The sequence below is a fragment of the Prevotella corporis DSM 18810 = JCM 8529 genome, assembly GCF_000430525.1.
In the GTDB taxonomy this organism is placed as follows: domain Bacteria; phylum Bacteroidota; class Bacteroidia; order Bacteroidales; family Bacteroidaceae; genus Prevotella; species Prevotella corporis.
Genome location: NZ_AUME01000053.1, coordinates 1 through 14949, shown reverse-complemented (window position 1 = coordinate 14949; position 14949 = coordinate 1). Strand labels below are relative to the sequence as shown.

Here is a 14949-nt window from a genome sequence, read left to right as displayed (position 1 = left end):
ATATGCTTCAGCACAATAAGACCGACCATCAGCCGGATAGGCTTGGCCATGCGTCCGTTGTCCTTACAGTACAAGGGGGCAAAGGAACGCTCAAAGGTTTCCCAATTTATCAGATTGGCAAGTTTATACATTGGATGGGTGGGATTGAGCATGGATGCCAAGTCCCAAAACATTGATACCTGATGGGTGTTGGATGGAGATTTATACATTGTTGATTTGCAAGATTTTACCATGCAAAGATACAAAAACTTGTAGATATATACAAATAATAGAAAGGTTATTTTATTGATAATCAATAGGTTATTTACTTTTCAAGGGACGACTAACTAGAAAAAAGAAAACTAAGAGGGCTGAATTTCTAGCGAGGAATCCAGCCCTAAATTTTTATGCTCAAAAAAGTTTTAGAGGACAGCAATATAAAAAAGAATCATCCAATATTGATATTATTGTGCGACTCTTTCAGGTCTGCCATTTTTACTATATAAATTTAGCTCAAATGCTTATTTCTTCCCCAATTTGCTAAGCCACTTCAAGGGCTTCTTGATCAGTGCTTTAATGCCGCTATCTGACTTTGGGGTCAAAAGGAGTTCTTCTCTGATTTCGTATTTAGAACTCTTGCGAGGCTGGACATCTGGATTTGGTCTTTTTCTTTTCTTATTCCTATTCTTGGTCTGAGTCAGCTCGTTTGTCTGTTTATTGGATTTCCCCCCTCTCTTCTTCTGACTATTTGTCCTGTCCTGCTTTTTCTGTAGCGACTTGTTCTGCTCTTGTTTGTCAGCTTCCTTATTATCCCTTTTTTGCTGTGCCTGTTTAGATGATTGCCCTGTGCCTTTTTGTGTAGGAACACCCTCTCTCTTCTGCTGTTCCTTTCTGTTATTGCGCTTGTTGACCTTTTGCCCTTCTTCCTTCTCCGCCAGTTGTCCTTTCGGGCTTGAATCGGCATTTTGACGCTCAATCCTATTATTCTTCTGTCTGTTGTTGCGCATTTTTTTGTCTTTGTGACTTTGTTGGTCGCGCGCCTTTCTTCTCCTGCTTTTTGCAGTGGTACTACGATTTGATTTGCCATTTGAGACATATTCAGGGCCAGTTCCCAAGCCATCAGGAAGGGGAGCTTTCTCAACCTCCATCTCAAGGAACTTTTCAATCTGCTTAAAATAGTAGATATCATCATCGTTGACAAAAGTAATGGCTGCGCCATCCCTATCTGCTCTGGCAGTACGCCCTATACGGTGTACATAATCCTCAGCATCGTGTGGGACATCATAGTTGATGACCATTGTTATGTCGTCAATATCAATACCACGAGACAAGATATCGGTTGCAACGAGTACGTCGATTTTTCCACTTTTAAACTGGAACATCATCTCGTCTCTTTCGCTTTGGTCAAGATCCGAGTGCATCTGTCCGCAGTTTATATGCTTCTGATTAAGTGATGTTGTAATTTGCTTTACCTTTTGCTTTGATCCTGAAAAGATAATAACACGCTTCAAGTTACCTGATTTGAAAATGTCTTTTATAATACCTAATTTCTGAGTCTCATGGCAAACATAAGCCAACTGTTTAATCTTCTCAGCTGGTTTGCTCACTGCTAATTTTATCACTGTCGGATTTTTCAGAAGTGTCTTTGCCAACTCTTCAATCTTCTCTGGCATGGTGGCAGAAAACATGATTGTCTGGCAGTTCTTTGGTAACTTCTTGGCGATGGTCATGATATCGTCGAAGAAACCCATGTCAAGCATACGGTCGGCTTCGTCAAGAATGAAGAAGCTGACTTTTGAGAGATCCACATTACCAAGTGAAATGTGTGAAATGAAACGTCCTGGAGTCGCAATAATCAAATCGGCCCCAAGTGAGAGACTCTTCAGCTCTTGGTCGTACCGATTTCCGTCATTTCCTCCATAAACAGCAACGCAGGAGACGCCTTCGAGGTAATAAGAGAAACCTTGTATAGCCTGATCTATTTGTTGTGCCAATTCTCTCGTAGGTGACATTATGACACAATTGATAGCCTCAGGGGGATAGCCTCCATCGGCTATCTTTGACAATACTGGCAGCAAATAGGCTGCAGTTTTGCCAGTACCCGTTTGGGCTACTCCAAGGACATCCTTGCCTTTTAATATTTCCGGAATACAATTTTCCTGTACTGGTGTGCACTCTTTGAAGTTCATGTCATAGAGAGCGTCCAAGACATTATCGTTTAAATCTAAATTTTCAAATTCCATATTTTTTTATTTAAGTCCTTTGTCGCAAAGGATTTTTGTTATTCTTTTATTTAATTTGGTGCTTGTCTATAGCAGAAGAATGCTATGATAGCAAAAATAATGTTCGGAATCCATGCTGCCAATATCGGTGGCGTGTCGGCATTGATAGCGAATGTCGATGACACAGTTTGTAGCATGATATATCCGAAACTAAGAGCTAAGCCTATGCCAAGGTACATTCCCATTCCACCTTTCCTTTTCCTTGATGAAAGAGACAATCCGATGATTGTGAGGATAAAGGAAGAAAAAGACATGGCTATTCTTTTGTGATATTCCACCTCGTACTGGGCAACGTTTCCAGAGCCGCGACTGCTCTGTTTTGAAATGTAATCCAACAATTCTGACGAAGTGAACGTCTCTTGTTGTCCTTTGGAATAAACTAAATCCGTTGGTTCCATAAGGATGACTGTGTCCATCTCGCTTCCGCTTGTTATATGCTCTTTCAGCCCTTTCAATTTTCTAATCTTCCAATTTGTGGCCTTCCAATGATACTTTGAGTCTGCAACTGTATCATACTGGATTTCTGTTGCTGTCATGTGGTCAATCAACTTTTTGTTCTCGAACCTGTCAAGAGAGAAACCATATCCTCTTTTGTATTGGTTGTCATAATGTTGGATGTAAGCAACCGTATTTTTCGCAACCTTCAACTGAACATTTTCGGCTGAAGTGTTCTTCTTTGAATTTCGATAGAGAGTCTCAAAATTCTGACGAATTACTGTGCCATGAGGGATGACGGAGCTATTCAGATAGTAGGTCACACAGGCGATGAGAACGCATGAGAGCATATATGGACGCATGATGCGGTTGAACGATACCCCTGCGGCGAGCATTGAGATGATTTCGGAGTTGCTGGCGAGCTTTGATGTGAAGAATATTACCGCTATAAATACGAAAAGAGGGGAGAAGAGGTTGGAATAATAAGGTATGAAGTTGGCATAGAAGTCAAAGATAATTGCGCGCATAGGGGCGTGGTACTGAGTAAATTTCGAGAGATTTTCATTGAAGTCAAAGACTATTGCAATGGAAATGATAAGAACAATAGAGAATATGTACGTTCCTATAAATTTCTTGATAATATACCAATCAAGAATGCTTATATAGTTTTTGGGATTAAGCCAACTTAGCTTATTCCCGATCTTGCGTCCATTCTTCTTCATCCAGCTCAAGAAAAGGCTTGCTTTTGACACAAGTTCCTTGTCCTTTGCTCTCTGATAGAAGTCCTCAATGTGTTTCTTCATCCCAACATTCATTAAATTCTTCTGCCCAGCTGCTCTATGACAGAAGACTTCCAATTTGTGAAGTCGTCTTGTTCAATATGCTTTTGAGCATCATTTACCAAACGGAGATAGAAAGACAAATTGTGAATACTTGCTATTTGCATGGCAAGCAATTCGCCTGCTTTGAATAAATGGTGCAGGTAAGCCTTGGTCGTTATTCTATCTATTTCACATCCGTTTGGATCTATCGGACTGAAATCCATTTCCCATTTCTTGTTTCGCATGTTCATAGTGCCATCATAGGTGAACAGCATGGCATTTCGTCCATTACGACTTGGCATGACACAATCAAACATATCAACACCCCTTTCGATACCTTCCAGTATATTTTGTGGTGTGCCAACGCCCATGAGATACCTGGGTTTGTCTTTTGGGAGAATGCCATTGACAACCTCAATCATCTCATACATCACCTCTGTTGGCTCGCCTACGGCTAAACCACCAATCGCATTTCCATCAGCACCCTTGTCTGCGACAAATTGAGCTGCTTCTGTTCGCAGATCCTTGAAAGTGCATCCTTGAACGATGGGGAAGAGACTCTGTTTGTATCCGTATAATGGTTCTGTCTCATTGAAACGCTTAATGCACCTATCCAGCCATCGTTGTGTCAGCTTCAGGCTTTGTTTCGCATAATCGTAGTTGCTGTTTCCTGGAGGGCATTCATCAAATGCCATCATTATGTCAGCCCCAATTATCCGCTCAGTGTCCATTACACTTTCTGGAGTGAAAAAGTGTTTTGAACCGTCAATATGACTTCGGAACTCGCATCCCTCTTCGGACAATTTCCTTATACCAGTGAGTGAAAAGACTTGAAAGCCACCTGAATCAGTCAAAATAGGTTTGTCCCATCCATTAAATTTGTGCAATCCGCCTGCCTGTTTTAAAATTTCCAAACCTGGACGAAGATATAAATGGTACGTATTGCCAAGTATAATTTGGGCCTTAACTTGATTGACTAGTTCTGAAAAATGAACCCCTTTGACAGTACCAGCAGTCCCAACAGGCATGAATATAGGAGTGTTGATCTGTCCATGTTCGGTCGTTATAATACCAGTTCTGGCATCACTACAACTGTCTGTATGTTGAAGCTCAAATTTCATTAATCTTCTTGTTTGATATCATCTTTGATTGTTAAATCTAAAGGGTTTGCGACAATTTCATCTGTTAATGCAAAATCCCATACCTGATTAATGTTTTCAACATAATGGAATTCAACCCCCTTACGGTATTTTTGTGGAATCTCCTCTATATCTTTCTTGTTCTCCTTGCACATGATAATATCAGTGATACCAGCACGTTTGGCTGCAAGAATTTTTTCCTTGATACCTCCTACAGGAAGTACTTTCCCCCGGAGTGTAATCTCACCAGTCATAGCGATATTCTTTCGTATTTTTCTTTGGGTAAGAGCCGATGCGATGCTTGTCGCTATCGTTATACCTGCTGATGGACCATCCTTAGGTGTGGCACCTTCTGGTACATGAATATGAATGTTCCATTGGTCAAAAAGTCTATAATCAACTTTTAGTGAATCAATATGGGCCTTCACATATTCAAGCGCTATGATTGCTGATTCTTTCATTACATCTCCAAGATTGCCTGTTAGAGTCAACTTGCCTGCCTTTCCTTTTGACAGCGATGTTTCAATGAACAGGATTTCCCCACCAACACTTGTCCATGCAAGTCCTGTTGCAACGCCAGCATAATCATTTCCTTGATAGACGTCGCGATAGAACGGGGGATTGCCCAACAAGTCCTCCAGTTCAACGGGTGTTATTCTCTCGTAAGGTAGGCTTTGATCTATGGCTTGTTTGTAAGCAAGCTTTCGTAGAGCCTTGTTTATTTGTTTTTCAAGCTGTCGGACACCGCTTTCCCTCGTATAGCTCTCTATTATCTTTTCTAAAGCAGCCTTGGTGAACTTCAAATTCGGATTAGATGTATTCAGTCCTGTGTTCGATAATTCTTTTGGGAAAAGATGACGCTTGGCTATCTCTATCTTCTCTTCAGTGATGTAACCTGATACCTCGATTATTTCCATGCGGTCGAGCAATGGTTTGGGAATCGTATTAAGGTCATTGGCTGTGGCAATGAAAAGAACCTTTGATAAATCGTAATCCAAATCCAGATAGTTGTCGTGGAATGCGTTATTCTGTTCAGGGTCCAAAACTTCGAGTAGAGCTGACGACGGGTCGCCATTCACTGTGTTTTGGGTAACCTTGTCAATCTCATCAAGAATAAAAACGGGATTGGAAGAGCCAGCTTTCTGAATGTTTTTGACGATTCTTCCTGGCATGGCACCAATATAAGTGCGTCTATGTCCTCTGATTTCTGATTCATCATGCAGACCACCAAGTGACATACGGACATATTTCCTCTTCATTGATTCGGCGATGCTTTTGCCAAGACTTGTCTTGCCGACTCCCGGAGGCCCATACAGGCACAATATTGGAGATTTCATGCTCCCTTTTAACTTGAGAACTGCCATATATTCAAGTATGCGTTCTTTGACTTTTTCCATCCCATAATGGTCTCTGTCGAGCACTCTCTTGGCTCTTTTCAGGTCAAGATCGTCTTTTGTAAACTCGTTCCATGGCAAGTTTACCATGGTCTGAAGATAATTCACTTGGACACTGTAATCTGGACTTTGGGGATTGAGGGTGCTCAATTTGTCAAACTCCTTTTGGAATATTTTCTCAGTATCCTCGTTCCATTTCTTCTTTGCAGCCTTTTCAAGCAAGTCTTTCTTTTCTGGTGTCGCCTCTCCATCACCTAATTCTTCTTGAATATTTTTGATTTGTTGGTGAAGGAAGTATTCGCGCTGCTGCTCGTCGAGGTCCTCACGAGTTTTCGAACGGATAGTCTGGCGTAAATGTTGGAATTGGATTTCCCTATTCAGTGTTTTCATTAATCTGAAAAGTCTGTCCTTCATGGATTCTTCCTCCAACAAACGAATCTTGTCAGAAACATTGAATGGCATATTCGCACAGACATAGTTGACTGACACTATTGGATTTGTTATATTGTCCAGTGCGAATTGTGCGTCATCAGGAATCTCCTCACTACCATGGATATATTCCTTGGCAGTTGCTTTCATGTCATTGACTGCAGTGATAAATTCTTTGTCTTTCTTATCAGAGAGCTCATCGGGTATAGATGTTGTCAATCCCTTTAAGTATGGTGTGAAGCTGGTAATAGCATCAAGTTTACAACGGCCCAACCCTTGCAAGATTGCCGTTCTGCTGTCACCGTTTGTCCCTGCCGGCATGTCAAAGGCGCGAACCAGTCGGGCATAGATACCCGTGTGATAGAGATCTTTCTCTTTTGGTTCTTCGATATTGCCATCTTTTTGGCTCATTACCGCAAAAACAGTTCCTGGGTTGTCTTCAAGATACTTAACGAGTTTTAGTGTCGCCTCTCTGCCGACTAAAACTGGCATCAAAACTCCTGGAAACATTACAAGATTACGGGTTACGAAAATGGGAATTTCCCCCTCTATTTTAACATCTAATTCTGGGAGTTCCCCCTCGTAATCTGCAAACATTTGTATAGAATTATTTTGTTTCATCAAGCTTTCTTTAATGATTTGACTTGCAAAAGTAATTAAAAAAAATGAAAGAGGATAAGGATTAGCCGCAGTTAAATCTTAATAATACATAATACCCCATAACGGAGTTATTTACTTGATGTAAAAATCTTTAGTAATATTATAGTACCAATCCGTTTTGTTATTTTCTTCGTCAGTAAGACTTTCCGTCGTCGTATTACAGGCTTCGCATCCATTCCTAAATTCTAAAAGAACTCTTTTTGCTTCTTTGTGTTCTTTTGTTTTGATATATACTCTCTCCGAACATGAAAGTCCAACGAATATAGCCTCATTTTCTAAGAATTTTTGACTTTCTGTGGGTATAATGACAGACAGATTTCCATTTGTCTTTAATAAACCGTGGCTGCATCTTATCAGCTCATTGAAGGACAATGTTTCAGTGTGTCTTGCAATTGTCTTGTTTTGTTCAATATTTTTCAATGAGTCAATAAAGTAGGGAGGATTGCTCACGATGGTATCATACATTCCCGAAAGATTGTACTCGGATTGTTTTCTATGAAATTCTTGAAGCGATGTGTTGAAAATGGTTATTCTGTCTTTAAATGGTGAGTTTTCTATGTTCTTCCGAGCCTCTTCGGATGCGGCTCCGTCAATTTCAATTGCATCGATTGAGGCATAGGGGAATCGCTGTGCCATCATTAGTGCTATCAGACCTGTTCCTGTTCCAATATCAAGTATTCTTTTGCCCCCTCTCGCCCAAGCTCCAAGCAAGACACCATCAGTTCCGACCTTCATGGCGCAATTATCCTGCTCTATATGGAATTGTTTGAAAGTGAATCCCATCTATTTGGTAAGTTTTCTTAGAATAATCTTGTTGAGAGCTTGAAATTTTCTCCCTTGTTGGGCCACATTGCTGCGAATCAAATCAAAGTTTGAGAATAGTTCTGAGAAAGCATTTTGAATCATATTTGGTTGTCTCTGGCTTTTATCGTCATCGGGGTTTACTACGATTTTTATTCCCTTGTGCACCAAAGAAATATCGATGTCAGCATCGGCCATGGTTGGGTCTCCATCATAGTGGATTACCCCTTTCGCTTTCCTGTGTATGTGAATGTGCTTTGCCCTGAACGTCCTTATTTTCAGATTTTTATCTAATGTCTTGTTGAATAGCTCTATGGCCACTTGTGGGGCTTCTATCACATCGAACGGCTCCATAATAATTACGTCTAATTTTCCGTCGCTCATGGATGCTTGTGGGGCTATGTAAGCATTGTTTCCATATTGCGATGCGTTGGCTACTGAAACAAGAAAAGCCCTGTAATGGTGTATGCCCTCATCGTCCTCTATCTCATAAGTTTGTGGCTTGTATTTTAACCCTTCTTCCAATACTTTCTGAACATAGGTAATCGGTCCGCGTTTTCCGGCTTCTGCAAACTTCATGGAAATGAAGGCGTCAAACCCCATTCCGCAAGTACAGAAAAAGGGTGTGCCATTGATAATTCCGTAGTCCAGTTCCCTAACTTTGGTGATGTTGAGGATTTCAATACTTTTTTTCAAATTTAGAGGTATTGCAAGATGTCTGGCAAGTCCATTCCCAGAACCTAATGGAATGATTCCCAGTGCTGTTTCAGTATTGGTTAAAGCTTTGCCAACCTCATTTACAGTACCGTCTCCTCCCACTGCAACAACAACGTCAATCCCTTCTTCAACAGCTTTTTGGGCAATTTCTGTTGCATGGCCAGCATATTCCGTCATGTCAATGCGGAAGTCAAATTTTTCTTTATCAATATATTTTTCAATTATTTCAGGGACTGAATCCTTGTCATTTGATCCCGATATGGGATTCATGATGAAAATTATTTTCTTTTTCATACCATAATTGCAAAACTTGTAGAAATAAATAACAAAAGTACTCATTAATTCGAGTCTAATCAATTTTATAAGGCAAAAAAATCTTTAAAATGCAGTTTTCTTTCCAAATTGTACCAAATATCACTCAAAATTTGTACCTTTGCGACCTAATGAAAATGTAGCCATCGCTACACCTTATTTATAATGGGACAGTTACAAGACAAGTACAAAAATTACTGTGAGCCTCAAAAATACATGGATGCCGGAGTGTATCCATATTTCCGTGAGATCACTAGCAAACAGGGCACAGAAGTTACCGATATCGACGGACATTCTATTTTGATGTTTGGTTCCAATGCATATACAGGGCTGACTAATGACCCCAGAGTCATTGAAGCAGGAAAACGTGCCTTGGACAAATATGGTTCGGGCTGTGCCGGAAGTCGATTCCTAAATGGAACATTGGACCTCCATGTACAGTTGGAAAAAGAACTTGCAGAGTTCGAGCATAAAGATGAGGCCCTGTGTTTCTCAACAGGCTTCTCTGTCAATGCCGGCGTACTCGCTATGGTTGTAGGGCGTGGCGATTATATTATTTGTGACGACAGAGACCATGCAAGTATTGTAGATGGGCGTCGTCTTAGTTTCGCAACCCAACTGCATTATAAGCACAATGATATGCAAGATTTGGAGCGTGTACTCCAAAAACTCCCTAAAGAGGCCATAAAGTTGATTGTGGTTGATGGTGTGTTCTCGATGGAGGGCGATTTGGCCAAGTTGCCAGAAATCATAGAGCTGAAGCATAAGTATAATTGTTCTGTGATGGTCGATGAGGCACATGGTCTTGGCGTATTTGGCAAGCAGGGTAGAGGCGTTTGTGATCATTTTGGTGTGACCGACGATGTTGACCTCATTATGGGCACTTTCTCGAAGAGCTTGGCTTCAATAGGTGGATTTATTGTTTCTGACAAGGACACGATAAATTATCTACGTCATACTTGCCGAACCTATATTTTCTCTGCAAGTAACACTCCTTCCGCAACGGCTGCTGCTTTGGAAGCACTCCACATATTGCAAAAGGAGCCTGAACGACAAGATCATTTGTGGGCGGTTACCCATTATGCTTTGAAAAGATTCCGCGATGAGGGATTCGAGATAGGCGAAACAGAGAGCCCAATCATTCCTCTTTATGTTCGTGATATCGACAAAACATTTATGGTGACAAAATTAGCTTATGAGGCGGGGGTGTTCATCAACCCCGTGATTCCGCCAGCCTGTGCGCCTCAGGACACCTTGGTTCGTTTTGCATTGATGGCAACCCATACAGAAGATCAGGTAGAGCGTGGTGTGCAAATCCTGAAAAAAATATTTAAAGATCAGGGAATCATCTGAATTTTTAATAGACGATAATAATCTAACACGAAGAGTTGGCACGTGAAAGCCAACTCTTTTTGATTTACTGTTATACAGTCGTGTCTAAGCTGTTTGATTCTTGCCGAAGATTTATAGGAGCTTTCATTCTTTGATAGGTCAGCTATTACACTGCGATAGTTGACCTTTTGAACGACGAAAGGTCAACTATTGGCAATTGGTGTCAATATATATGAAATATAGGATTTTTGTTATTGAGCATTTTTCTTTTATTCGTTCAAAACATATCTGTTCTGATAGAAACTATCCACTCTATGGTCTTTAAACATGAGTTTCAACACGGTCGTTAGTCATTAGACTCGTTAGAAGTCATTAGAAAATAATCTTGATATCAAAAAAAATATCGAAATGTTTTGTGGAATAAAAAGAAAGCAGTATCTTTGCACTCGCAATTCAGAAATGAAGGTTTTCATGATGGATAGCAGCGGGGTGTAGCGCAGCCCGGTAGCGCTCCTGGTTTGGGACCAGGCGGTCGCAGGTTCGAATCCTGTCGCCCCGACAATAAGGCATTTGGTGAAATGTTCATGCGGAAATAGCTCAGTTGGTAGAGCACAACCTTGCCAAGGTTGGGGTCGCGAGTTCGAGTCTCGTTTTCCGCTCTTTGAAATTCTGAAATAAGTAAACCTCGGAGACGTGCTCTCTTGTATGCCCAGGTGGCGGAATTGGTAGACGCGCACGTTTCAGGTGCGTGTGTTTAACGACGTGCAGGTTCGAGTCCTGTTCTGGGCACATTGCTTATTCAGATTGTCATTTTATTTGGAGAGGTGGCGGAATTGGTAGACGCGCTACTTTGAGGGGGTAGTGAAAATTGCTTCGTGGGAGTTCGAGTCTCCTCCTCTTCACTTAGTAAGACTTTTCTTACTGCATTGCGGAAATAGCTCAGTTGGTAGAGCACAACCTTGCCAAGGTTGGGGTCGCGAGTTCGAGTCTCGTTTTCCGCTCATTTTTTTATAAGAGAAACATACTAGCACCATCTAAATGAATTTATATTTAAGATATTTTGATAACGAGACATTAGTCTATAATGTTGAACAAGCTTTAGATTTTTTAGCGTCAATCCCTGATATCCAATTAACTTCAGATTTGGTAGATGATATTCGGGCTTATGCTGAGAGTGATGTCTTCTATCCAAAGCGTTACAAGGTTCGGCCTCGGATATATTTTATCATCATTAAGACAGAGGCTGCCTCAATGGCTGATTTTAAGCAGAAAAAGGCACTTCGGAACAATGAGATGATGCTGAGAAAGGAGAATCCGGCTATTATGCATCTTAATGAAGAGAGAGATGGGTGGTATGAGGGTGCATTGGATTTCAAACGTGTGGTTTTTATTCCTTCAACTGGAAAGCACGAGTATCGTGACACACATTTCGTAGCTCAGTGTAAGTCGATGTCGGGTATTGATTGTTACAACCGCATTATCGATTATCTAAAAGAGAGAGTTGATAGCAGAAGCCAGTTCCCATCAGCCAAAGGTAAGAACTTCTCATTCAGATATCTTGGAATGTGGAAGTGAATATTTGTCGATAAAATTTGATTTATGAACAAAATAATGTTAATTGGAAATGTAGGGCATGATCCTGAGGTGCATTATTACGATGCCGATCAGTGTGTAGCCTCTTTCTCACTGGCTACTACGGAGAGGGGGTACGTTCTTCCCAATGGCACTAATGTTCCCGACCGAACCGAATGGCATAATATAGTTCTCTTTAAAAGTTTGGCAAAATATGCCGAGCGTTATATTCATAAGGGTGACAAGATATATATCGAGGGACGGATTCGGTATCGCGATTATGATGACAAGAAAGGAATTCGACGCTCTACGACTGAAATATATGCCGACTCTTTGGAGTGGCTCAGCGCCCCCAGAAAGGTAAACCAGAATAATACCTCAAAGGAAGAATCTGATTCTTCGAATGATGATGATTCTAAATTACCATTTTAATGGACGACCTACTAAATAATCTTTTAACATACGTTGATTTCCAAACTCCCAGTTTAGGAGTTATAATAGCGGCTCTTTTGGCCTTGTTGCTGTTGTTTCTTTCAGGATTTGCCAGTGGTTCGGAAATCGCTTTTTTTAGTTTGACCCCAAACGACATTGATGAACTTGATGCCGACAAGTATGAGAGTGACAAATATATTCAGATTCTTAGAACAGATAGTGAACGCACGCTGGCAACAATTCTGATAACCAATAATTTGGTAAATGTCACGATTGTGATGTTGTCCAACTTTGTATTGGGAAAGATAATTCTATTCAAGGTCGCATGGCTGGAACTCGTCTGCGTAACCGTGCTTTTGACATTTTTATTATTGCTCTTTGGGGAAATTATGCCAAAGGTCTATAGCCGGTTAAATCCTCTGAAATTCTGCCGTAATGCCGCTAAGTCAATCATGCTATTAAGAAAGTTGTTCTGGCCTGTTGAGAATATCCTGTTGAGTAGCAGTGCTTTTGCGGAAAAGGTTGTTCAGAAAGAGAACAGACAGTTATCAGTTGATGAGTTGGAACAGGCATTGGAACTAACTAATAAAAATGAGATTGGCGAAGAAAAGGAGATGTTGCAGGGAATCATCCGCTTTGTGGATGAAACTGCTAAGGAAGTGATGACCTCCCGTCAGGATATTGTTGACCTGGAAATTCATTCTACTTATGCCGAAGTCCTGAAATGTATTATCGAAAATAATTATTCCCGAATACCCATCTATCAAGATAATATTGATAATATAAGAGGCATCCTATATATTAAAGATTTGTTGCCTTATCTCTCGAAGCCGCATAACTTCAGGTGGCAGAGTCTCATACGTCCGCCTTATTTCGTTCCTGAGACAAAGAAAATCGATGATCTCTTACGTGAGTTTCAAAACAACAAAGTCCATATAGCCATTGTAGTGGACGAATTTGGCGGTACAAGTGGATTGGTCACTCTTGAAGATATACTTGAGGAGATAGTTGGGGAAATCAATGATGAATTCGATGATGAAGAAAAATTCTATGTTAAATTGGCTAATAACAGCTATCTTTTTGAAGGAAAGACTGCTATTGTCGACTTCATCAAAATCCTAAATTTGGATATTGATTTCTCAGACGTGCAGGGTGATGCAGATTCTTTAGCTGGTTTGCTTTTGGAGATTAAGGGCGATTTTCCAGTAATTCATGAGAAAATTTCCTATTCGAATATTGATTTTGAAGTTGTCGGTATTGATAACAGGCGTATTAGCAAGATAAAAGTAACGATAAACGATGCTGATATACCTCAATAGTTTGGCCGATGATATTCTTCTGGGATTATACCGAATAGGGAAGGGAAGAGAGGAAGAAAAACGAGGCGAACAAGAATTGCTTGTTGAAATGTTATGCTCTGAAGTGGAATTGTCCCATAATGAAGATGGTAAACCGCTTGTTGAGGGCTATAATATAAGTATTTCGCACACCAAAGGATATGTTGCCATTATACTATCCAAAAAACATCAAGTAGGCATTGATATCGAATATCGGTCTGAAAGGGTAAAGCGGATTAGCAAACGGTTTTTACGCTCCGATGAGCACTTCACTGAAACCGAAGATCTTTTAACCGTGTGGTGTGTAAAAGAAACTATTTATAAATTATTCTCAGAAGATCATCTTACATATCAAGACATGAAAGTTGATATCCAGAACAAAATAGCAACTAATTTGATGAAGAGTCGCGACGTAACTTTTGTTATTGCTTCAACGTATGAGTACATTTTAACCTATGCTTGGTTATAATTATTTCAAATAATATTCGATAAATAGATGAATTTATTAGAATAATGGGACATTTTTTTTCTGTAACATTTATGAATAACGTTTTTCTTGCATTTTTTATAGAAAAAATTTGTCCAATTATATATATATCTTTAAATTTGCAACGTCTTAGAGACAGAAGAACTTGATTACATTTAATTTAAATACCAAAGATTATGAAAAAGTTAATTCTCATGGCAGCTGTAATGCTTGCTTCAGTAGGTGCTTATGCACAACACGCAGTAGGGTCTTTTAATCTCCAACCTAAAATTGGAATGAATGTATCCAATTTAACTGACTTCAATGATTCTGATCCAAGAGTAGGTCTCGCAGCTGGTATAGAAGGTGAGTATCAAGCTACTGATCTGTTCTCTATCAGTGCAGGAGTTCTTTACTCTATGCAAGGAGCTAAATCGGATTTTAAGTCTCCCACTCTTAATAGCAAAGTAACCGCAACTACTAAATTGGATTATATTAATATGGCTCAGTAGAAAATCAATGGGGGAATAATTTGTTATTTATCTTAATAATTCCGACCTTCGCATTATGGAAGAAAAAATGTTACGCACCTTGGCAACTCTTGTTTTGCCTTCTCAAATATTAGATTATTTTACTATCGTTTCTGTCTGCGAGGTTGGACCTGAGTTTCATATTAGTCTTGACGAACGTATGGACAAGACTTTGTCAGGTAATGCCACCTTCGAGTCCAAGGGGTTCATGGAAGCAGTTAATATAACCGACTTCCCTATTCGAGGCCATAAGGTGATCTTGAAAATTCGTCGCAGACGATGGACGGATTTGCGCACGGGCAAGAGTTTTA

General features: G+C 40.2%; 12 protein-coding genes, 5 tRNA genes and 2 pseudogenes. 12 read left to right on the top strand and 7 right to left on the bottom strand.

Going from position 1 to position 14949, the window contains the following annotated elements:
• The 7 genes and pseudogenes from H515_RS14135 to H515_RS0109375 form a co-directional block, all read right to left on the bottom strand.
• A pseudogene (locus tag H515_RS14135) lies at positions 1-209 on the bottom strand (IS5/IS1182 family transposase); the annotation flags it as partial.
• A 291-nt stretch (positions 210-500) separates the two neighbouring features.
• Positions 501-2222 (bottom strand): DEAD/DEAH box helicase, encoded by a 1722-nt coding sequence (locus H515_RS0109400; protein ID WP_025877791.1) that lies wholly within the window; start codon positions 2220-2222, stop codon positions 501-503.
• A gap of 50 nt (positions 2223-2272) precedes the next feature.
• Positions 2273-3418: an LptF/LptG family permease gene (locus H515_RS0109395; protein ID WP_154653684.1), complete on the bottom strand. Its 1146-nt coding sequence runs from the start codon at positions 3416-3418 to the stop codon at positions 2273-2275.
• Positions 3419-3510: 92 nt separating this feature from the next.
• Positions 3511-4638 (bottom strand): tRNA guanosine(34) transglycosylase Tgt, encoded by a 1128-nt coding sequence (gene tgt, locus H515_RS0109390; RefSeq protein WP_025877794.1) that lies wholly within the window; start codon positions 4636-4638, stop codon positions 3511-3513.
• Positions 4638-7100, bottom strand: a complete 2463-nt coding sequence (gene lon / locus H515_RS0109385) for an endopeptidase La (protein ID WP_025877796.1) — start codon at positions 7098-7100, stop codon at positions 4638-4640. Before lon ends, tgt begins: the two co-directional genes overlap by 1 nt.
• Before the next feature lie 111 nt (positions 7101-7211).
• The gene (locus H515_RS0109380) at positions 7212-7922 is read right to left on the bottom strand and encodes a tRNA1(Val) (adenine(37)-N6)-methyltransferase (protein WP_025877798.1); all 711 of its coding nucleotides are present in this window, start codon (positions 7920-7922) and stop codon (positions 7212-7214) included.
• Entirely contained in the window at positions 7923-8951 is a 1029-nt protein-coding gene (locus H515_RS0109375) for a diacylglycerol/lipid kinase family protein (RefSeq protein ID WP_025877800.1), read from the bottom strand. It lies immediately after the preceding gene.
• Positions 8952-9134: 183 nt separating this feature from the next.
• Here H515_RS0109375 and spt point away from each other — a divergent pair, with 183 nt between their 5' ends.
• The 12 genes and pseudogenes from spt to H515_RS0109315 form a co-directional block, all read left to right on the top strand.
• The gene (gene spt / locus H515_RS0109370) at positions 9135-10322 is read left to right on the top strand and encodes a serine palmitoyltransferase (RefSeq protein ID WP_028901876.1); all 1188 of its coding nucleotides are present in this window, start codon (positions 9135-9137) and stop codon (positions 10320-10322) included.
• Between the two features lie 464 nt (positions 10323-10786).
• Positions 10787-10860 (top strand) — tRNA-Pro (locus H515_RS0109365).
• A 27-nt stretch (positions 10861-10887) separates the two neighbouring features.
• Positions 10888-10960, top strand: a tRNA-Gly gene (locus tag H515_RS0109360).
• A gap of 48 nt (positions 10961-11008) precedes the next feature.
• A tRNA-Leu gene (locus H515_RS0109355) sits at positions 11009-11090 on the top strand.
• 29 nt (positions 11091-11119) lie between these two features.
• A tRNA-Leu gene (locus tag H515_RS0109350) sits at positions 11120-11203 on the top strand.
• Positions 11204-11229: 26 nt separating this feature from the next.
• A tRNA-Gly gene (locus H515_RS0109345) sits at positions 11230-11302 on the top strand.
• Positions 11303-11339: 37 nt separating this feature from the next.
• Positions 11340-11876: a hypothetical protein gene (locus tag H515_RS0109340; RefSeq protein ID WP_025877802.1), complete on the top strand. Its 537-nt coding sequence runs from the start codon at positions 11340-11342 to the stop codon at positions 11874-11876.
• 24 nt (positions 11877-11900) lie between these two features.
• Positions 11901-12305 carry a single-stranded DNA-binding protein gene (locus H515_RS0109335; protein WP_025877804.1) on the top strand — a complete coding sequence of 135 codons (405 nt, stop codon included), beginning with the start codon at positions 11901-11903 and terminating at the stop codon, positions 12303-12305.
• Positions 12305-13624 carry a gliding motility-associated protein GldE gene (gldE, locus tag H515_RS0109330; RefSeq protein WP_025877806.1) on the top strand — a complete coding sequence of 440 codons (1320 nt, stop codon included), beginning with the start codon at positions 12305-12307 and terminating at the stop codon, positions 13622-13624. The genes H515_RS0109335 and gldE overlap by 1 nt, the downstream gene beginning before the upstream one ends.
• Positions 13605-14111, top strand: a complete 507-nt coding sequence (locus H515_RS0109325; RefSeq protein ID WP_025877808.1) for a 4'-phosphopantetheinyl transferase family protein — start codon at positions 13605-13607, stop codon at positions 14109-14111. Before gldE ends, H515_RS0109325 begins: the two co-directional genes overlap by 20 nt.
• Positions 14112-14305: 194 nt before the next feature.
• A pseudogene (locus tag H515_RS13320) lies at positions 14306-14611 on the top strand (outer membrane beta-barrel protein); the annotation flags it as partial.
• Between the two features lie 64 nt (positions 14612-14675).
• Positions 14676-14949: ISAon1 family transposase N-terminal region protein (locus tag H515_RS0109315; protein WP_028901875.1), on the top strand; the 274-nt coding region annotated here is incomplete at its 3' end.

Bases quoted from the DNA above. Each gene is read 5' to 3' on its own strand.
- H515_RS0109325 (WP_025877808.1), top strand. From the start codon at position 13,605: ATGCTGATATACCTCAATAGTTTGGCCGATGATATTCTTCTGGGATTA.
- H515_RS0109375 (WP_025877800.1), bottom strand. From the start codon at position 8,951: ATGAAAAAGAAAATAATTTTCATCATGAATCCCATATCGGGATCAAAT.
- H515_RS0109395 (WP_154653684.1), bottom strand. From the start codon at position 3,418: ATGAAGAAGAATGGACGCAAGATCGGGAATAAGCTAAGTTGGCTTAAT.
- gldE (WP_025877806.1), top strand. From the start codon at position 12,305: ATGGACGACCTACTAAATAATCTTTTAACATACGTTGATTTCCAAACT.
- H515_RS0109340 (WP_025877802.1), top strand. From the start codon at position 11,340: ATGAATTTATATTTAAGATATTTTGATAACGAGACATTAGTCTATAAT.
- H515_RS0109335 (WP_025877804.1), top strand. From the start codon at position 11,901: ATGAACAAAATAATGTTAATTGGAAATGTAGGGCATGATCCTGAGGTG.
- H515_RS0109380 (WP_025877798.1), bottom strand. From the start codon at position 7,922: ATGGGATTCACTTTCAAACAATTCCATATAGAGCAGGATAATTGCGCC.
- spt (WP_028901876.1), top strand. From the start codon at position 9,135: ATGGGACAGTTACAAGACAAGTACAAAAATTACTGTGAGCCTCAAAAA.
- lon (WP_025877796.1), bottom strand. From the start codon at position 7,100: ATGAAACAAAATAATTCTATACAAATGTTTGCAGATTACGAGGGGGAA.
- H515_RS0109400 (WP_025877791.1), bottom strand. From the start codon at position 2,222: ATGGAATTTGAAAATTTAGATTTAAACGATAATGTCTTGGACGCTCTC.
- tgt (WP_025877794.1), bottom strand. From the start codon at position 4,638: ATGAAATTTGAGCTTCAACATACAGACAGTTGTAGTGATGCCAGAACT.